Raw genomic sequence first — 19,156 nt, forward strand, 5'->3', positions numbered from 1 at the left:
GGTGGCAACCGGTGGCAACCGGTGGTGACCATGGTAACGCGATACACCGCGCCTATCGAGTCCTCAATTGCCACCGGCCGGACAGCCAGTTCAGCCGCCCGTCACCCGAAGGGTTTATGAGCCGGCGTCGCCGCTGTCGTCGCCAGGTGCCGGCTCGCGCACGCCCGAGCCCTTGCCCTTGGACTTGGCGCGCGCGTCCTTCTTGGCCTGGCGCTTGGCGTCCTCGGCCAGGCCCACGGCGCGCCAGGCCTCGAACTCGTCAGGCGTCTCCAGCGTGATGCGCCCCAGGATGGCGGTGCGAAAGTCGGTCATCACGATCTCGGCCGTCTTTTGCAGGTTCACCCTGCCACCGCCCAGCATGGCGCCGCGCTTCCTGCCAATGGCTTCGAGCAGTTCCTCGTCGTGCATGGTGGCCATGGCGCCTTCAGGCAGGCCCAGCTTGTAGCGCGCCTCCAGCAGCGGCGCATAGTGCTGCTGCAGGCGGCGCAGCAGCTCCAGCGCCACCAGTTCCTCGTCGTAGGCATTGCGGCCCACGGCGCCGCTGGCGGCCAGGTTGTAGCCGCTTTCGGGCACGATGATGCGCGGCCACAGCATGCCAGGCGTGTCCCAGAGGTAGAAGTCGTCGGCCAGCGTGATGCGCTGCTCGATCTTGGTGATGCCGGCCTCGTCGCCGGTCTTGGCCTGGCGCTTGTTGGTCAGGGTGTTGATCAGCGTGGACTTGCCCACGTTGGGCACGCCGCAGATCAGCACCCGCATGGGCTTGGCCATGCCGCCCCGGTTGGGCGCCAGGCGGTGGCAGCCGTCGATCAGCTTGCGCGCGGGCGCGGCTTCGGAGGCATCGAGCGCCACGGCGCCCGTGCTGAGCTGGGCGTTGTACCAGTCGAGCCAGAGCGCCGTGCGCGCGGGGTCGGCCACGTCCTGCTTGTTGAGCACCTTGAGCGTGGGCTTGTGCCCCGTGAGCTCGACCAGCAGCGGATTGGCGCTGGAGCCGGGCAGGCGCGCGTCCAGCACCTCGATTACCACGTCGATGTCCTTGACACGTTCGGTGATGGCTTTCTTGGTCAGGTGCATGTGACCGGGGAACCACTGGATGGCCATGCGGGGGTACTTTCTTGGGGGAAACTAAGCGAAATCAGGGTGAGAAGGATAATCGCGGATTGCCCCGGGGCTTTCATTGGCCCCATGGGGACCCGCTTTCCGCTCTGTACCGCCATGCCCACCAACGACAACACCCCACGCAACTCCACCCAGGCCAAAAGCGACAAGGAGATGCTGTTCAAGGGCGTCACCTGCGCCCTCATCGGCCTGGTGATCCTGCTGGCGCCCTACGTGGCGCGCTCGGGCAGCGTGCGCGACCTGATGGCCCAGGCCACGCTGGTGGGCTGGTTCGCGCTGGTGCTGGGTGGCGGCTTCATCGTCAACTACCTGCTGCGCAGGGCCAAGCGCAAGCCGTGAGCGGCAGCACCGCCACCAGCAGCGCGCCCGCCCGAGCGACCGACGCCGCGTCGGCCCAGGCGATGTTCGCACAGTTGCAGCAGCAAGCCTTGGCGGCGGGCATCACCCTGCGCGCGCCGCCGCCCGAGCCTACGAGTTGCTGTGGGCGGGGGTGCAATGGCTGTGTGTGGGAGGGGTTTCTGGATGCGGCCGATTACTGGCGCGAGGAGGCGCTGCTGCAGTTGGTTTGAGGGCGGGTCTCTCGTCCCGGCGGCCCAAGTGTGGCTCGGAGGCTTGGTCTTCGTGGTTGACGCATGCCTTGATTGAGTGCGGGAGCCGGGGTGTGCGCCCGGCGGCGCACCCACCTTCTTTTGCGTCGCCAAAAGAAGGTGGGCCAAGAAAAGGCGACCCCCAGTCTGCGTCCCCCGTACGCCCTGTCGGGCGAACGGGGGCAGCCTGCGATGCTCGGAGCTGGGGTGGTGCCGCAGAACTCGCTGCGTTCTTCGAACTCCGCTCAAACAGCTGCGGCAAGCCAGATCACGAAGCGTGTGTGTCCTTCGGCACACACGCCCACCCCAGCTCCTGCGCTTCTCGGCGCAGCCAGCAGGGATGGGGAGCGGGGTCCACACGGCTGCTGCTTCGCAGCTGCGCCTGGGGTCGGGGACGCGCGCTGCGCGCTGCCGACGGTTGGGGCGCAGCCGCCCTGCCCAGGCCAAGCGCAGCGAGGCAGTTGGGGCCGAGCGAAGCAATGGCCCGTGTGGAGCCCGCTCCCACCCCCTTCTGACCGTGCCGAGAAGCGCAGGGCCTGGGGTGAGCGCGTGCCGCAGGACACGCGCATCGTTGTCTGGCTTGCCGCAGCTGTTTGAGCGGAGTTCGCAGAACGCAGCGAGTTCTGCGGCACACCCCAGGCCCGAGCATCGCAGGCTGCCCCCTTGCCCACCGGGCGAGGGGGACACGGGCAGCGGGGTCGCCTTTCTTTTGGGCACTTTTCTTTGAGGGTGTAGAAGAAATCTATTGCAACCGCCCCAACAACATCCGGGCCTGCGCAAGCCACACCCACGCAGCCGCATAGAACGGCTTGCGGTCGTGGTGCATCACAAGCCTGCGGTTGCGCTCCAGCCATGCATGGGTGCGCTCCACCACCCAGCGCTTCTTGGCGATGGGGGCAGGCTGCTCGTCGCTCCACAGCGGCTGCTGGGCATCGTCCCAGCGGTGGCGGGCACTGTGGCGCACGATGCGCACCTGTACGTGGTGCGCCTTCTCGATCTGATGGGCGCATTGCCCGGCGTACGCGCTGTCGGCCCACAACGTCTTGAACGAGCCATCCGTGCGCTTGCACGCCTGTGCTACCGCTTGCGCGGCCGCGTCGCGGTCCTGCACGGCTGCACTGGTGATCACCACCGCAAGCAGCAGGCCCAGTGTGTCCACGACCAGATGGCGCTTGCGCCCCTGCACCTTCTTGCCTGCATCGAAGCCCAAGGTTCCACCCTGAGGGCTGCCCCGGTTGGACTGCGAGTCGATGATGGCCTCGCTGGGCTGCGCAGCGCGCTCCAGGCGTTGGCGCCATTGCTGGCGCAGACGCTCGTGCAGCGCTTCGAACTTGCCTTGGCGGGCCCAGTTGACGAAGGCCTTCTGCACGGACTGCCAGGGCGGATAGATCTGCACCGGCAGGTTGCGCCAGGACGAGCCGGTGCGCAGCACATAGCAGCAGGCATCGACAACGCTACGCCGCGAGTAGGTGGCCGGTCTGCCACGCGAGCCCGGTTGGGGCTCGAACAGGTCCTGCGCCAGCGCCCATTCGGCATCGGTCAGGGCACCGGCAATGGCGTTGCCGGATTGACTGGCGGGCCGATGCCGGGCGGTGTAGCCGTAGCGCGTGCCAGGCTGACCAGGCTGCGAGCGGGACAGCTGCGACTTGGGCCGCGCTCGCTGCAGGCCGGCAGCCTTCAGTGCTGCGCGCAGAGTCACCGTGCTAGGGGCGCTGCGGCCCATGTGATCGGCCCAGGCCAGCGCCAACTCGGGCAGCGTCGCCTGCGGATTGTCTCGGACCACCTCGCGCAAGGTGGCGTACTCGCCAGGGGGGATCACGGGTGGTCGGCCTGTCTTTGCCATTGCGCTGCTCCTGCTTGGTCAATGCAGCGCTATTATAATTTATTTCTTCTACACCCTCTTTGGCGAAGCAAAGAACAAGTGCCTCGGCCGCCGGGCCGAGACCCGGCCTCCGCCTTCAACCACAGCACGCAGCAACCACGAAAGCCAAGCCGCAGACAACGCCCAGACCACCGGACCACTCAAAAGAGGCAACACAGAAGACACCCCGGCCGTACCCTAAGATGGCAGGCGCGGCTGAAAAAGTCGCCCGCCCCCTCCCACCCTGCCCCACCGCCTGGCCAATCTCCACCCTCCATGTCCCTGGACCATGCCAAGCTAGACCAGCTGCTGCAAAACCACCCGGCGTGGCGGCTGCTGCGGTCAGACCACGTGGCACTGGTGGCCAGCTTCCTGCACCGGGTCTTCATCACCCCCAATGTGCGCACCATCGCCCAGGCGGACCTGTGCGAAGCGCTCGAAGACGACCTCTACCTGCTGCGCGAACAGCTGGGGGAGCAGGCATTTCCCAGAACGGCAATGGAGTACCTGAACGACTGGGCCGGCGTGGACAAGGGATGGCTGCGCAAGTTCTACCGCGCGGGCTCGGATGCCCCGGTGTTCGACATGACGCCGGCCAGCGAGAAAGCCATTGCCTGGCTGGGCACGCTGACCGAACGCAGCTTCGTGGGCACGGAATCGCGGCTGCTCACCCTGTTCGAGCTGCTGCGCCAGATCAGTACCGGCACGCAGACCAATGTGAACGTGCGCCTGCTGGATCTGCAGCGCCAGCGCGATGCAATCGATGCGGAAATAGCCCGCGTGCTCTCCGGCAACCTGCCGGTGCTGGGCGACACGGCCGTCAAGGAGCGGTTTGCCCAGTTCACGCAGCTGTCACGCGAGCTGCTCGCGGACTTTCGCGAGGTGGAGCAGAACTTTCGCCTGCTGGACCGCACGGTGCGCGAGCGCATCACCCTGTGGCGGGGCTCGCGGGGCGCGTTGCTGGAGGACATTCTGGGCGAGCGCGACGCCATTGCCGACTCCGACCAGGGCCGCAGTTTCCGGGCCTTCTGGGATTTTCTGATGTCCAGCCAGCGCCAGCAGGAGCTGTCGGCGATGCTGGAGCAGGTCTTGCAGCTGGAGGCCGTGGCGGCCATGCAGCCCGACATGCGGGTGCGCCGTGTGCACCACGACTGGATGGAAGCCGGTGAGCACACCCAGCGCACCGTGGCCCTGCTTTCGCAGCAGCTGCGGCGCTTTCTGGACGACCAGTCCTGGCTGGAAAATCGCCGCATCATGGACCTGATGCGCAACATCGAAGGGCATGCGTTGCGGTTGCGCGATGCACCGCCGCAAGGCCCGGCGATGCACCTGGACACCCCGGGCATCGACATCGCCCTGCCTTTTGAACGCCCCTTGCATGCCCCCGGCGTCAAGACCCTGATCGCCAGCATCGCCCTGCAGGCCGGAGAGGCCGACATGGACGACGCCGCGCTGTATTCGCAGATCGTCATCGACAAGGCGAAGCTGGCCCAGCAGATCCGCCGCGCCCTGCAGCGGCAGGGACAGATCACCTTGGGCGACCTGTGCCAGGCCCACCCGCTGCAGCACGGCCTGGCCGAACTGATCGCCTACCTGCAGCTGGCCAGCAGCAGCTTCGCCTCTGCCGTGGACGAGACCAGCACCGAAACCATCACCTGGAGCGCCGCGCCTGGCCCTGCCTCTGGCGACCCGCCCAGACTCAAGCGCGCACGCCTGCCGCGGGTCATTTTTGTAAGATAAGCATGCAAGAAGACGCAGAAGATGCCCCGCCCGCACTGCCGACGCACGACCTCTCCACCCTGGTGATCCCGCTGCTCAAGGGGGTCATGTACCAGGAGGGCGACGCCAACTACTGGCATGCCCTGCTGGGGCTGCAGGCGCGGGTGCGCGACTACGTGGGTGTTCTGGGGTTGGCGTTGCACATCGACGAGGCCGAGGGCTTTGCCTACCTGCGGGCGCGCCCGGAGCCGGAAGAACCCACGGCCCCGGTGCCCCGCCTGGTGGCGCGCCGGCCGCTGACCTTCCAGGTCAGCCTCATGCTGGCGCTGCTGCGCAAGAAGCTGCTGGAGTTCGACGCCGTGGGAGGGGACACCCGGCTGGTTCTGTCCCGCGACGAGCTGGTGGAGATGGTGCGCGTGTTCCTGCCCCAGCACAGCAACGAAGCGCGCCTGATCGACCAGATCGACACGCACCTGAACAAGGTCGTCGAACTGGGCTTCCTGCGCCGCCACAAAAGCCCCGTCGGCGGCCAGAGCGCCGTGTACGAGGTGCGGCGCATCCTCAAGGCCTTCGTGGATGCGCAGTGGCTGGGTGAATTCGACGAGCGCCTGGCCGCCTACCAGGCGCAGCTGGCAAGTGCCCCCATGCAAGCGGCAGAGGCCTCCGATGAATGACCTGCACGCACAGCACAGCGCAGAGCAAGCCGGCGACGTGCCTCCAGGCGTTCGGCTGCAGCGGTTCGAGGTCTTCAACTGGGGCACCTTCGATGGCCACGTCTGGAGCCTGCACCCCGGCGGCAAGAACGCCTTGCTCACCGGAGACATCGGCTCCGGCAAATCGACGCTGGTGGACGCCATCACCACGCTGCTGGTCCCGGCGCAGCGCATCGCCTACAACAAGGCCGCTGGCGCACAGGGCAAAGAGCGGTCCCTGCGGTCCTACGTGCTGGGCCACTACAAGTCCGAGCGCAACGAGGCCAGCGGCAGCGCCAAGCCGGTCGCGCTGCGCGACACCGGCACGTATTCCGTCATCCTCGGGGTGTTCCACAACGCCGCCTATGGGCACACGGTGACACTGGCGCAGGTGTTCTGGATGAAGGAGCCGCACGGCCAGCCGGCGCGCTTTTTCGTGTGCGCCGAGAGCGCGCTGTCCATCACCAGCGATTTTTCCGACTTTGGCAGCGACATCGGTGCCCTGCGCAAGAAGCTGCGCGCCAGGGGCGCCACGCTGCACGAGAGCTTTCCGCCCTACAGCGCCTGGTTTCGCCGGCGCTTTGGCATCGACAACGAGCAGGCGCTGGAGCTTTTCCACCAGACGGTATCGATGAAGTCCGTGGGCAATCTGACGGGGTTCGTGCGCAGCCACATGCTGGAGCCATTCGACATGGCACCGCCCATTGCGGCACTGATCGGCCACTTCGATGACCTGAGCCGCGCCCATGCCGCCGTGCTCAAAGCGCACAAGCAGGAGGAACTGCTCACTCCCCTGGTGGAGGATTGCGGGCGCCACGATGCGCAGACCGCACACAGCGAGGGCCTGCGGGAATGCCGCGATGCACTCAAGCCCTGGTTTGCCCAGCACAAGCTGGTGCTGCTGGAAGAACGCATTGCCAACCTCGATGACGAGTGGGAGAGCCATGACGGGCGGGTTCAGCGCCTGCAAGGCCAGCGCTCGGCCAAGCAGGCCCTGGAGGGCGAGTTGCGCCGCAGCATGGCGGACAACGGCGGCGACCGGCTGGAGCAACTGGCGCAGGAGATTGCCGACAAAGAGGACCAGGCGCAACGGCGCAAGGCCAAGGCCGACAGCTACAACGAGCTGGCACGCGCCGCAGGCCTGCTGAGCATGGGCAGCGCCGCCGACTTTCTGGCACAGCGGCAAAGCCTGGCCGGCATGCAGCAACTGGCCCAGGACCGGGAAGCAGCCCTGCAGAACAGCCAGATCGAGGATGAAGTCGCCATGGCCGAAGGGCGACGCAACCACGGGCAACTGCTCGGCGAGATTGCCAGCCTGAAGGCCCGGCGCAACAACATTCCGGCCCACCACATCGCGTTGCGCCACCAGCTGTGCGAGGCCCTGGGCCTGCCAGCGCGGGCGCTGCCGTTCGCAGGCGAACTGCTGCAGGTGCACGAAACCGAGCGCGACTGGGAAGGCGCGGCAGAGCGGCTGCTCGGCGGCTTCGGCCTGTCGCTGCTGGTCTCGGACAGCCATTACGCTGCCGTGTCCGAATGGGTCGATGCCACCCACCTCAAGGGACGGCTGGTGTACTACCGCATCCGCGCCGGGCAACGCAGCGACATGCCCGCGCTGCACCGCGAGTCCGTGGTCCACAAGCTGCAGATCCACCCCGACACACCGTTCTACGACTGGCTGGAGCGCGAGCTGGCACACCGGTTCGACGTGGCCTGCTGCACCACGCCCGAACAGTTCCGCCGGGAAGCGCACGCCCTGACACGCACCGGGCAGATCAAGTCCCGGGGCGAACGCCATGAGAAGGACGACCGCCACCGCCTGGATGACCGCAGCCGCTACGTGCTGGGCTGGGAGAACACGGGCAAGGTCAGCGCGCTGCAGGCCCAGGCCCGGCAGCTCGAAAACCAGCTGGGCGACGTCGGCCAGCGCATTGCGCAGCGGCAGCTGGAGCAGCAGGCACTGAAGCTGCAGATGCGCAACCTCACGCAGCTGGATGTGTATGCCGATTTTCGCGATCTGGACTGGCAGCCGCTGGTGGCCGACATCGCCAGGCTGCAGCACGAGCAGCTGGCCCTGCGCGCGGCCTCCGACCTGCTGCGGCACCTGGGAGAGCAGCGCGATGCGGTGCTCCAAGAGCTGAAGAAGATCGAGGCCGACATGGACCACCAGCGCGATGCCCGCGCCAGGACCGAGCAGCGGCGCTCCGACGCCCAGGCACTGCGCAGCCAGACCCAGGCCTTGCTGGCGGAGCACCCGCTGTCCGGCGACGCGCACCTGCCGGCGCAGCTGGAGGCGCTGCGCGCACAGGCACAGCTTGACCAGCGCCTGACACTGGAGTCCTGCGACGCACGTGAGCGCGACCTGCGCGACTGGCTGCAAAAGAAGATCGATGCCGAGGATCTGCAGCTCAAGCGCCTGCGCGAACGCATCATCCGCGACATGTCGGCCTACAAGAACACCTACCCCCTCGAAACGCAGGAGGTGGACGCCAGCATCGAGGCCAGCCACGAGTACCGGACGATGCTGGACAACCTGCGTGCCGATGACCTGCCGCGCTTCGAGGCCACGTTCAAGAACTTGCTCAACGAGAACACCATCCATGAGGTGGCCATGTTCCTGTCGATGCTGGAGAGGGAGCGGGGAACAATTCTGGACCGCATCGGCCGCATCAACACATCGCTCACGCAGATCGACTACAACCCCGGCCGCACCATCCGCCTGGAGGCGCAGACGGCGCCGGACGTGGACATACGCGACTTTCGCAACGACCTGCGCGCCTGCACCGAAGGCGGCATCACGGGCTCGGACGATGCGCAGTATTCGGAGGCCAAGTTTCTGCAGGTGCAGCGCATCATCGAACGCCTGCGGGGGCGGGAGGGTACGGGCGAGGCAGACCGGCGCTGGGCCGCCAAGGTCACCGACGTGCGCAACTGGTTCGTCTTTGCCGCCAGCGAGCGCTGGCGCGAGGACGACAGCGAGCACGAGCACTACTCCGACTCTGGCGGCAAGTCCGGCGGGCAAAAGGAAAAGCTGGCCTACACCATCCTGGCGGCCAGCCTGGCCTACCAGTTCGGGCTGCAATGGGGCGCTGCGCGCTCGCCCCGGTTCCACTTCGTCATGATCGACGAGGCCTTCGGGCGGGGCTCGGACGAATCCGCGCAGTACGGCCTGCAGCTGTTCGCGCAGCTGCAACTGCAGCTGCTGGTGATCACCCCGCTGCAGAAAATCCACACCATCGAACCCTTCGTCTCCAGCGTGGGCTTCGTGCACAACGCGGATGGCCGGTCCTCGCAACTGCGCAACCTGTCCATCGAGGAATATCGGGCCTCCCGCCCGGAGGCGGGTGAATGAACTGGAGCCGCCCCGACGATCTGCTGGCGCAGCTCCAAAGGCTCTGGGACCGCGGCGACCTGCTGGCCAGCGCCGTGCCCGCCGCGCCGGACGCCTTGCAGCCCACCCCGCTTTTCCCGCGCCGCCTGGCGCTGCGCGGCCCCAGTTCGGGCGACATCACCGACCAGTTTGCCAGTGTGCGCGCGTGGGTGGCGCAAATCAGGGCGCTCCCCCATTGCCGCGTGGAGATGCGCAGCTTTCGCCACCGCCTTTTCGGCACCAACGAAGTTCCAGACCAGATCTGGGTGGACAGCCTGGACGACGCCATGGCCTGGCTGGGAAAGCGCCGCGACCTGGCGCATTTCAACGCCCTGGTGGAAACCACCCGGCAACAACAGCCCCTGTTGCTCCCATGGCTGGCGCAGCGCCCCCTGCAGGCGCTGGCGCTGACGCACGACTGGCAGCGCCTGCTGGACGTGGTGCAGTGGCTGCAGCAGCACCCCCGCCCCGGCGTCTATGCACGGCAGATCGATGTGGCGGGCGTGCACAGCAAGTTTGTCGAAGCCCGCCGCGCGGTGCTGGCCGACCTGCTGGATCTGGCGCTGCCCGAGGACGCCATCGACCGGGGTGCATCGGGGGCCGGCCTGTTCGAGGAGCGCTACGGCCTGCTGCGAAAACCCTTGCGCATTCGCCTGCGCCTGCTGGACCCCGCCCTGCTTGCAGGGCCATGGGGCCAGGACGTGACCCTGGACGCAGGGCCCTTCGCCCAGTTGCCCCTGGCGGGCGCGCGCGTGTTCATGACCGAGAACGAAACCAACTTCCTGGCCTTGCCTGCGCACCCGCGCAGCCTGGTGGTTTTTGGCGCCGGGTATGGTTTTGACGTGCTGCGGCAGGCGCAATGGCTGGCCCACTGCCCCCTGCACTACTGGGGCGACATCGATACCCACGGTTTCGCCATACTCGACCAGTTGCGCCACCAATGGCCCCATGCCCAGTCATTTCTCATGGACAAGGCCACCTTGCAGGCCCATGCGCCGCTGTGGGGCCAGGAAAACCAGCCCACCCGGCGCAACCTGCCACGCCTGACAGAGGCCGAAGCAGCCCTGTACGACGACTTGCGCGACAACCGGCTGCAAGCCAACCTGCGGCTGGAGCAGGAGCACGTGGGATTTGGATGGGTGCAGGCGGCGCTGCAGCGGCTGCAGGACTGATCCGCAGCCGCCGCTGGATCAGCTCAGCCCAACCCCTCGACCGCCATGTACTGTTCGAGCCAGGGCTCGAACGGCAGCGTATCCGCTGCCTCGATGGCCTTCTGCGCGGCGATGGACTCGTCGGCCAACGCCAGGTAGCGCGCCTGCTGCGCATCGCTCCAGGGCAGGGCCAGCAGCGTGTTCTGCGCCTTGGCCGATTGCTGGAAGGCAAAGCGCTCGAAATTGCTCTCGTGGTCCTGCACGATGCTGGCCAGCACGCGGGCCGAGGGCGTGCGGTCCGGCGCCTCCATCAGCGCCCGGGCGTCGCGCAGGGCATCGCTGTAGTCCGTGGTGCCGTGCGTGGCATCGAGCGCGGCGGCCAGCGGCTCGCACTCGGCCAGCACCTCGGCGCCCCAGGTGGTCAGCGGCACGGCCTGGCCGGCGCGGTGCAGCAGCAGGCCGGGCTCGCGGCCGCGCTCGGCCGTGAGGTGCTGGTTCTGCTGGAGCTCGGCAATCTCTTCGGGCGTGTCGGGCGGGCTGTCGGACAGCAGGCAGTGCAGCAAAAACACGTCCAGCAGGCGCATGGTCGACGCCGTGATGCCCACGGACACGAAGGGGTCCAGGTCCATCAGGCGCACTTCGACGTATTCCACGCCGCGCTCGCGCAGGGCATGCAGCGGGCGCTCGCCCGTGTGCACGGTGCGCTTGGGGCGGATGGTGCCGTAGAACTCGTTCTCGATCTGCAGCAGGCTGGTGCCCAGTTGGTTGTAGTCGCCGCCCGGGTTGCGCACGCCCACCGTCTCGTAGGCGGGGTAGGGCTTGGTCAGCGCCTCGTGCAGCGAGTTGGCGTAGCCTGCCAGGCCGTTGTAGCTCACGGCCAGCGTGGCCTGGGCGTCGCTCTGGTAGCCCAGGCGCCCCATGCGCAGCGAGGTGGCGTGCGGCAGGTACATGGCCTGGCCCTTGTCGCCCAGCGGCAGCAGCCGGTGGTCGCGCCCCTGCACGAAGCACGGGCACAGCGCGGGCGATGCACCAAACAGGTACAGCAGCACGAAGGCATGCCGGCGGAAATTGCGGATCAGCGCGAAGTAGTCATCGCTGCCCACGCCGGGCAACGACCAGTTGTAGTGGATGCCCGAAATGGCCTGCATGCGCCGGCCGTAGCGGTGGCCCAGGCCCATGCGGTAGACGCTCTTGGCCCGGCCCACGTTGGAGCTGCCGTAGCGGCCGATGGGAATCGTCTCGTCGGTGGGCAGGCCGCAGGGCATGCTCGACGCCCACAGCAGCTCGCCGCCCTGCGCCTGCAGCGCGCGGTGCACGAACTGGTGCACCTCGGCCAGCTCGTTAAGGCACTCGTCCACGCCCTTGCGCGCACCGGTGATCAGCTCCAGCTGCGATTCGCTGTAGTCGGTGGTGATCAAGGGGTGCGTGAGTGCCGAACCCAGCGCCGCCGGGTGCGGCGTGAGGGCCAGCCCCCCGCTGGGCAGCACGCGCAGTCCCTCTTTTTCGATGCCGCGGCGTATCCCTGCCAGGGCATCGGCGGGGTAGGCGGTCAGTCGTTCCTGCAAAGTTCTCATATCTTTATTACCGATCTCGTGTCGGCCCGGAACTTAGCACGGCGCACGATTGCGCGTGTGGACCTGGCTTAAACCCTGGCCGCCAAGGCCTTGCTCACCTCGTTGGTTCCCTGCGCTGCGCCGCTTTGTGGTACTTGCTCGCCAGCGCGCTCGGTCACTTCCGACAGGCGTGCGGCCAGTTGCTCAGGGGTGTCCGCGCCAATGCCTAGGTGAATACCCTGAGTCAGCGTGATGTGCGCAGCCTCGAAGGTGCCTGCGCCCGCGCACAGGATGGTGCGCGTGGGCGCGCTTTCATGGGCCAGCACCAGCATGGCGGGCACCACGGCCTCGGGTTTCAGGACGTCGAGCACCTCCTGCGGCATCAGGCCCTCGGTCATGCGCGTGGCGGCCGTGGGCGCCAGGGCGTTGACGTGGATGTGGTACTTGGCGCCCTCGATGGCCAGGGTCTGCATCAGCCCGACCTGCGCCAGCTTGGCGGCGCCGTAGTTGGACTGGCCGAAGTTGCCGTACAGGCCGGTGGAGGAGGTCGTCATCACGATGCGCCCGTACTGCTGGGCCACCATGTGCGGCCACACCGCCTTGCAGCAGTGGGCTGCGCCCATGAGGTGCACGTCCACCACCAGGCGAAAGTCGTCCATCTCCATCTTGCTGAACGACTTGTCGCGCAGGATGCCGGCGTTGTTCACCAAAATGTCGACCCGGCCCCAGGCGTCGATGGCCTGCTGCACCATGGCCTGCACAGCCGCATAGTCGGTGACCGAGGCACCGTTGGCAATCGCCTCGCCGCCGGCGGCGATGATCTCGTCGACCACGGCCTGCGCCGCGCCCACCGAGCCGCCCTTGCCATCCAGCGCCCCGCCCAGGTCATTGACCAGCACCTTGGCGCCGCGCGCCGCCAGTGCCAGCGCATGCTGGCGGCCCAGGCCGCCACCGGCGCCCGTGACGATGGCCACACGGCCCTTGAAATCGATACCCATGGTCAATGTTCTCCTGTGGTGGTTTTGAAAAGGCGGTTGGAACCGCAGCGACTTTAAGCCACATCGCGAACCCACGCGGTACCGCGCGCGACTGGCAGTGCACGGCACTCCCGGTGCAGGCAAAATCGCAGCTGGCGCCCCCGCAAACCGCACGGACGCCGGGCACTTGCGCCCCCCCTCTTTCCCTTATCGAAGGATTTCCCCATGAAAGCAACCTGGAACGGCGTGGTCATTGCCGAAAGCGACGACACCGTGGTGGTCGAAGGCAACCACTACTTCCCCGACGCATCGCTCAAGCGCGAGTACGTCACCTTCAGCAACCACAAGACCACCTGCGCGTGGAAGGGCCAGGCCAGCTACCTCTCGCTGCTGGTCAACGGCGAAATGAACACCGACGCCGCCTGGTTCTACGCCGATCCCAAGCCCGAGGCCGACGAGATCCGCGGCCGTGTCGCCTTCTGGAAGGGCGTGAAGATCGAGGCCTGACGCACGCGGCAGTTATCCCTGCCCGCACTGGACAATCATGTGGATAAGTTTTGGCAAGCCCTGTATGGCCATGCCAAGTGATTGATTCACAAGGGATATCACTGCACCGCCCGTTTTTTGGGCAGCCTGGCCTGGCGCCTGCCCAGGGTTATCCCTGATGGCACTGGACAATCGTGTGGATAACTAAGGACAAGCCGTGTATGGCCGATGCAAGTGCTTGATCTACAACGAAAACCCACCCGCCGCCCATTTTTTGGGCAGCGACCGGCAGGCCAAAACCTGCGGTTATCCCTGCCTGCGCTGGACAATCATGTGGATAAGTTTGGGCAAGCCGTGTATGGGCGATCCAAGCCATTGATTCACAACGAAAATGAATGCAGTGCTCATTTTTTAGGCAGAAGGTGCCCGGTTATCCCTGCCCGCACTGGACAATCATGGGGATAACTTTGGACAAGCCCTGTATGGCCGCGCCAAGTGCTTGATTTGCAAGGAATATCACTGCATTGATGAAAATTTGGGCACTCTGGCAAAGACCCTGCCAAGCCCACTTTGCTTTCAATTTGATAGCATCGCGCCCCGTACTTTGTCCACATCCATGACCTCTCCCGCCCTCCCCTGCAGTCCCGCTTCCGAACGCAACCAAGCGCCTATCCTGGCCTTGCTGCGCGGCCTGGTTCCCGACACCGGCACGGCGCTGGAGATCGCCAGCGGCACGGGCCAGCACGTGGCCTTCTTCGGCTCCGCCCTGCCCGGCTGGACCTGGCAGCCCACGGACCTGAAGGACGAGCTGTTCTTCGCCATCGCCGGCTGGGCCCTGCAGGCCGGCGCCACCAACGTGCGCCCCGCCGTGCGCCTGGACGTGCGCTCTGCCACCTGGCCCGATGGTGCGGCCCCCTTTGCCCAGCCCTTCGACCTGATTTATTGCGCCAATATGCTGCACATCGCCCCCTGGGCCTGCTGTGCGGGCCTCATGCAGGGTGCAGCGCGGCATCTGACGCCGGGCGGCCGGCTGGTCACCTACGGGCCCTACATCGAAGACGGCGTGCCCACCTCACCGGGCAACCAGGGCTTCGACGCCACCCTGCGTGCACAGAACCCCGACTGGGGCATCCGCAACCGCGCCGATGTGGAGCGCGAAGCCGCCGCCGCCGGCCTGCAACTGGCCGAGCGCCACGCCCTGCCCGCCAACAACCTCTTGCTGGTGTGGCAACGCACGCCCGCCAGCGCCTGACCTGCACGCACACCTGCATACGCCATGACGAACCCCGCCAGCCCCTTCTTCACCGCCCGCATCGAGCCCGATGGTGCCCAGTGCGATGCCTGGCCCGAGCAGCCCCTGCTCGTCTCCATCGAGCAGGGCGGCATCGATTGGCCCAGCTCCTGCCGCAACGGCACCTGCCGTACCTGCATCGGGCAGTTGGTGGAGGGGCGTGTGCGCTACGACATCGAATGGCCCGGCCTGTCGCCCGAGGAAAAGGCAGAAGGTTGCGTGCTGCCTTGCGTGGCCTACCCTGAGTCAGACGTGGTGATCCAGGGCAGCATGATCTGACCCGGCGCAAGACTTCCTGCATGCGCTCTGCTGCCGGGTGCATTAAAATCCATGCCTTGTGGGGCAATATGCCCCTTCGACGTGCGGCAGCGCCGCATCGCATGTTCTTTGGGCGGTTTCTTGGAGGTGTATGCCGTATGGCGACCTCCGGCCACGGGAACCTGCGCTGCGCACACTCGCCAGACGTCCCCACAGAAAGCCCAAGCCTTCCATGAACTCTCCCCTCACCCCCGTGCCGATCTCGCCCGTCGAGGACATCGTGGCCGAGATGCGCGCCGGCCGCATCGTCATCCTGGTGGATGAAGAAGACCGTGAAAACGAAGGCGACCTGGTGCTGGCCGCCGACCACGTGACGCCCGAGGCGATCAACTTCATGGCCCGCTTCGGCCGCGGCCTGATCTGCCTGACGCTGAGCCGCGAGCGCTGCGAGCGCCTGCGCCTGCCGCCCATGGTCACGCGCAATGGCACCAAGCACGCCACGGCGTTCACCGTCTCCATCGAAGCCGCCGAGGGCGTGACCACCGGCATCTCTGCCGCCGATCGCTCGCGCACCGTGCAGGCCGCCGTGGCGCCCAATGCACGCGCAGAAGACCTGGTGCAGCCCGGCCACATCTTCCCGCTGCAGGCGGTGGACGGCGGCGTGCTCATGCGCGCCGGCCACACCGAAGCCGGCTGCGACCTGGCCGTGATGGCCGGCTGCAGCCCTGCCTCGGTGATCTGCGAGATCATGAAGGACGACGGCACCATGGCCCGCCTGCCCGATCTGCAGCTCTTCGCGGCCGAGCACGGCCTGAAGATCGGCACCATCGCCGACCTGATCGAATACCGCAGCCGCAACGAGACGCTGGTTGAGAAGGTCGGCACGCGCACGCTGCAGACCGCCGCCGGCGAGTTCACCGTGCACGCCTTTCGCGACCAACCCAGCCAGGCCGTGCACCTGGCGCTGGTCAAGGGCCAGTGGGGCGCCGACGACGTGGTGCCCGTGCGCGTGCACGAGCCGCTGTCGGTGTTCGATGCGCTCGAAGTGAACCGCTCCATGCACTCCTGGGGCCTCGATTCGAGCCTGCAGTACCTGGCAGCCCAGGGCAAGGGCGTGGCCGTGCTGCTCAATTGCGGCGAGACGGCCGAGCAACTGCTCGAACAGTTCGAAGGCACGGCGCGCGCCGCCCAGGCGCCCGAGCGCGGCCGCATGGACCTGCGCACCTACGGTGTGGGCGCGCAGATCCTGCGCGAGTGCGGCGTGCACAAGATGCAACTCATGGGCCAGCCCCGCCGCATGCCCAGCATGGCCGGCTACGGCCTCGAAATCACCGGCTTCATCCCCAAAGAGTAAAAGAACAGGATCACCACTATGTTTGGCGCAGAAAAAGGAACAGCGGACAAGCTGGACGGCAAGAAGCTGCACATCGGCATCGTGCAGGCCCGCTTCAACGAGGGCATCACCAATGCCCTGGCAGCGGCATGCCGTGCTGAACTGCTGGCCCTGGGCGTGCAGGAAAAGCACATCACCCACGTGCTGGTGCCCGGCGCCCTCGAAGTGCCCGTGGCCCTGCAGGCCCTGTGCGAAGCCGACGAGTACGACGCGCTGATCGCCCTGGGCTGCATCATCCGCGGCGAGACCTACCACTTCGAACTGGTGGCCAATGAATCGGGCGCGGGCGTCACGCGCCTGTCGCTCGACTACCAGATCCCGATTGCCAACGCCATCATCACCACCGAAAACCTCGAGCAGGCGATTGCGCGCCAGACCGAGAAAGGCACGGACGCCGCCCGCGTCGCCGTGGAGATGGCCAACCTGCTGGAAGACCTGTCATGAGCGATAACAACCACAACAGCGACGACGCCACCACCGCCGGCAACAGCCACCCCTCGACCCGCCCGCCCAAGCAGGCGCGCACCGGCCTCAAGAGCACCGGCGTGCGCAAGGCCGCCTCCAAGTCCAACCGCAGCCGTGCACGCGAGTTCGCGCTGCAGGCGCTGTACCAGCACCTGGTGGGCGGCAATGCGCCCGAGGCCATCGACGCCTTCACGCGCGACCTGGCAGGCTTTCACAAGGCCGACTCGGTGCACTACGACGCGCTGCTGCACGGCTCCATCAAGCTGGCCGCCGAGATGGACGAACTGATCACCCCGTTGCTGGACCGCAAGATGGCCGAGATCTCGCCCATCGAGCATGCCGTGATGTGGATCGGCGTGTACGAGTTCCAGCACTGCCTGGATGTGCCATGGCGCGTGGTGCTCAACGAGTGCATCGAGCTGGCCAAGGAGTTTGGCGGCACTGACGGCCACAAGTACGTGAACGCCGTGCTCAACGGCCTGGCCCCGCGCCTGCGCGCGGCAGAAGTCGCGGCCGACAAGGCCTCGGGCGCCACCACGGCGCCTGCCGCAGCATCGGCACCTGAAGCCGCCGCAGCAGCCGACGACAGCGCAGAGGGCTGACAGCCCCCTGCCTGCTCCGGGCCGCCGCCATGGTGCGCAGCCCGCGGCCCCTCCCCCCCTTCTCCCCCGCGCCAGCCACCCCCTGCCCCGCCGGCAGGACCAGGACCCATGCCCATGAAGTTCTCCTCCCGCGCCGAGCGCATCGAACCGTTTTACGTGATGGAAGTGGCCAAGGCCGCGCAGGCCATGGCACGCGAAGTGGCCGGCACGCGCGAGCCGATGATCTTTTTGAACATCGGCGAGCCCGACTTCACCGCCCCGCCCCTGGTGCAGGAGGCCGCCGCCCGCGCCGTGCGCGACGGCGCCACCCAGTACACCAATGCACTGGGCCTGGAGCCCTTGCGCGAGCGCATCAGCGCCTGGTATGCGCAGCGCTTCGGCGTGAACGTGCCGGCCCGGCGCATCGTGGTCACGGCCGGCGCATCGGCCGCGCTGCAACTGGCCTGCCTGGCACTCATCGAGTCGGGCGACGAGATCCTCATGCCCGACCCGAGCTACCCCTGCAACCGCCACTTCGTGAGCGCCGCAGACGGCAAGGCCGTGCTCGTGCCCACCACCGCGGCCGAGCGCTACCAGCTCAGCGCCGAGAAGGTGCGCGCCGCCTGGACCGACAAGACCCGCGGCGTGCTGCTGGCCTCGCCATCGAACCCCACGGGCACGTCCATCGCGCCCGATGAGCTGCGCCGCATCCACGACGTGGTGCGCGGGCACGACGGCATCACGCTGATCGACGAGATCTATCTGGGCCTGTCGTACGAAGAAGAATTCGGCCACACGGCGCTGGCCATCGACGACCAGATCGTCAGCATCAACAGCTTCAGCAAGTACTTCAACATGACCGGCTGGCGCCTGGGCTGGATGGTGGTGCCCGAGGCCATGGTGCCCGTGGTCGAGCGCCTGGCGCAGAATCTGTTCATCTGCGCGAGCACGGTGTCGCAGCATGCGGCGCTGGCCTGCTTCGAGGCCGAGAGCATTGCAGAGTACGAGCGGCGGCGGGCGGAGTTCAAGGCGCGGCGCGATTTCTTCATTCCCGCCTTGCAGTCCATGGGGCTGTCGGTTCCTGTCATGCCCGATGGCGCGTTCTATGCCTGGGCGGATTGCTCCGAGGCTGCTTTGCGGCTGGGTGTGAATGGGAGTTGGGATTTTGCGTTTGAGGTGATGAAGCGGGCGCACGTGGCGGTGACGCCTGGGCGGGACTTCGGGACTGCGGAGACTGAGAGGTTTGTGCGGTTCTCTACTGCGAATTCGATGGCGCAGTTGGAGGAGTCTGTTGCTCGGTTGCGTAGTCTGCTCGGGTGACTTTAACGGTGGTTGCTTCTGCTTATTTGCTGAAGGCGGAGGCCGGGTCTCGGCCCGGCGGCCGAGGTACTTGTTCTTTGCTTCGCCAAAGAAAAGTACCCAAAAGAAAGGCGACCCCGCTGCCCGTGTCCCCATTCGCCCTGGCGGGCGACTGGGGCAGCCTGCGATGCTCGGGCCTGGGGTGTGCCGCAGAACTCGCTGCGTTCTTCGAACTCCGCTCAAACAGCTGCGGCAAGCCAGACAACGATGCGCGTGTCCTTCGGCACGCGCTCACCCCAGGCCCTGCGCTTCTCGGCACGGTCAGAAGGGGGTGGGAGCGGGCTCCACTCGGGCCATTGC

Annotated in this window: 17 protein-coding genes; 13 read left to right on the top strand and 4 right to left on the bottom strand. The window is 67.0% G+C overall.

Translation table 11 applies throughout. The features are described from left to right. Positions 1-114 precede the first annotated feature (114 nt). A complete protein-coding gene (gene ylqF, locus ACSQ9E_RS20125) occupies positions 115-1,098 on the bottom strand; it encodes a ribosome biogenesis GTPase YlqF (protein WP_057268065.1) in 984 nt (327 codons plus the stop codon). A gap of 114 nt (positions 1,099-1,212) precedes the next feature. Between ylqF and ACSQ9E_RS20130 the strand changes: the two genes are divergently transcribed. Continuing rightward, positions 1,213-1,455 (top strand): hypothetical protein, encoded by a 243-nt coding sequence (locus ACSQ9E_RS20130; RefSeq protein WP_436218970.1) that lies wholly within the window; start codon positions 1,213-1,215, stop codon positions 1,453-1,455. Positions 1,456-1,517: 62 nt separating this feature from the next. Further along, complete coding sequence (locus ACSQ9E_RS20135; RefSeq protein WP_436220241.1) at positions 1,518-1,685, top strand: oxidoreductase-like domain-containing protein; 168 nt, start codon at positions 1,518-1,520, stop codon at positions 1,683-1,685. Between the two features lie 760 nt (positions 1,686-2,445). Here ACSQ9E_RS20135 and ACSQ9E_RS20140 read toward each other — a convergent pair. Further along, the gene (locus ACSQ9E_RS20140) at positions 2,446-3,546 is read right to left on the bottom strand and encodes an IS5 family transposase (protein WP_436218971.1); all 1,101 of its coding nucleotides are present in this window, start codon (positions 3,544-3,546) and stop codon (positions 2,446-2,448) included. A 294-nt stretch (positions 3,547-3,840) separates the two neighbouring features. Between ACSQ9E_RS20140 and ACSQ9E_RS20145 the strand changes: the two genes are divergently transcribed. From ACSQ9E_RS20145 to ACSQ9E_RS20160, 4 genes are read left to right on the top strand one after another with little or no spacing between them, the layout of a single operon-like run. Continuing rightward, the gene (locus ACSQ9E_RS20145; RefSeq protein ID WP_436218972.1) at positions 3,841-5,304 is read left to right on the top strand and encodes a DUF3375 domain-containing protein; all 1,464 of its coding nucleotides are present in this window, start codon (positions 3,841-3,843) and stop codon (positions 5,302-5,304) included. Positions 5,305-5,306: 2 nt separating this feature from the next. After that, positions 5,307-5,957 carry a DUF4194 domain-containing protein gene (locus tag ACSQ9E_RS20150; protein ID WP_436218973.1) on the top strand — a complete coding sequence of 217 codons (651 nt, stop codon included), beginning with the start codon at positions 5,307-5,309 and terminating at the stop codon, positions 5,955-5,957. Further along, positions 5,950-9,324 carry an ATP-binding protein gene (locus tag ACSQ9E_RS20155; RefSeq protein ID WP_436218974.1) on the top strand — a complete coding sequence of 1,125 codons (3,375 nt, stop codon included), beginning with the start codon at positions 5,950-5,952 and terminating at the stop codon, positions 9,322-9,324. Before ACSQ9E_RS20150 ends, ACSQ9E_RS20155 begins: the two co-directional genes overlap by 8 nt. After that, positions 9,321-10,514 (top strand): Wadjet anti-phage system protein JetD domain-containing protein, encoded by a 1,194-nt coding sequence (locus tag ACSQ9E_RS20160; RefSeq protein WP_436218975.1) that lies wholly within the window; start codon positions 9,321-9,323, stop codon positions 10,512-10,514. Before ACSQ9E_RS20155 ends, ACSQ9E_RS20160 begins: the two co-directional genes overlap by 4 nt. A gap of 23 nt (positions 10,515-10,537) precedes the next feature. Here ACSQ9E_RS20160 and gshA read toward each other — a convergent pair whose 3' ends face one another. Together gshA and ACSQ9E_RS20170 are read right to left on the bottom strand one after the other, a co-directional pair. Continuing rightward, a complete protein-coding gene (gshA, locus tag ACSQ9E_RS20165) occupies positions 10,538-12,067 on the bottom strand; it encodes a glutamate--cysteine ligase (RefSeq protein WP_436177233.1) in 1,530 nt (509 codons plus the stop codon). A 68-nt stretch (positions 12,068-12,135) separates the two neighbouring features. After that, positions 12,136-13,044 (bottom strand): SDR family NAD(P)-dependent oxidoreductase, encoded by a 909-nt coding sequence (locus tag ACSQ9E_RS20170; RefSeq protein WP_436218976.1) that lies wholly within the window; start codon positions 13,042-13,044, stop codon positions 12,136-12,138. 204 nt (positions 13,045-13,248) lie between these two features. Here ACSQ9E_RS20170 and ACSQ9E_RS20175 point away from each other — a divergent pair, with 204 nt between their 5' ends. The 7 genes from ACSQ9E_RS20175 (at position 13,249) to ACSQ9E_RS20205 (ending at position 18,817) form a co-directional block, all read left to right on the top strand. Continuing rightward, positions 13,249-13,530 (top strand): DUF427 domain-containing protein, encoded by a 282-nt coding sequence (locus ACSQ9E_RS20175; RefSeq protein ID WP_057206646.1) that lies wholly within the window; start codon positions 13,249-13,251, stop codon positions 13,528-13,530. Positions 13,531-14,125: 595 nt separating this feature from the next. Next, complete coding sequence (locus ACSQ9E_RS20180; RefSeq protein WP_057206643.1) at positions 14,126-14,761, top strand: DUF938 domain-containing protein; 636 nt, start codon at positions 14,126-14,128, stop codon at positions 14,759-14,761. Positions 14,762-14,785: 24 nt separating this feature from the next. Next, complete coding sequence (locus ACSQ9E_RS20185; RefSeq protein WP_057206641.1) at positions 14,786-15,079, top strand: 2Fe-2S iron-sulfur cluster-binding protein; 294 nt, start codon at positions 14,786-14,788, stop codon at positions 15,077-15,079. A gap of 211 nt (positions 15,080-15,290) precedes the next feature. After that, positions 15,291-16,412: a bifunctional 3,4-dihydroxy-2-butanone-4-phosphate synthase/GTP cyclohydrolase II gene (ribBA, locus tag ACSQ9E_RS20190; protein ID WP_057206640.1), complete on the top strand. Its 1,122-nt coding sequence runs from the start codon at positions 15,291-15,293 to the stop codon at positions 16,410-16,412. Between the two features lie 18 nt (positions 16,413-16,430). Then, on the top strand, positions 16,431-16,895 hold the full coding sequence (gene ribH / locus ACSQ9E_RS20195) for a 6,7-dimethyl-8-ribityllumazine synthase (protein WP_305746196.1): 465 nt from the start codon (positions 16,431-16,433) through the stop codon (positions 16,893-16,895). Further along, positions 16,892-17,518, top strand: coding sequence for a transcription antitermination factor NusB (nusB, locus tag ACSQ9E_RS20200; protein ID WP_436177231.1), 627 nt, complete (start codon positions 16,892-16,894; stop codon positions 17,516-17,518). The genes ribH and nusB overlap by 4 nt, the downstream gene beginning before the upstream one ends. A gap of 114 nt (positions 17,519-17,632) precedes the next feature. Then, positions 17,633-18,817 (top strand): pyridoxal phosphate-dependent aminotransferase, encoded by a 1,185-nt coding sequence (locus ACSQ9E_RS20205; protein ID WP_436218977.1) that lies wholly within the window; start codon positions 17,633-17,635, stop codon positions 18,815-18,817. Positions 18,818-19,156 lie beyond the last annotated feature (339 nt).

The organism is Acidovorax sp. LjRoot118, from assembly GCF_964253575.1.
Taxonomy (GTDB): domain Bacteria; phylum Pseudomonadota; class Gammaproteobacteria; order Burkholderiales; family Burkholderiaceae_C; genus Acidovorax.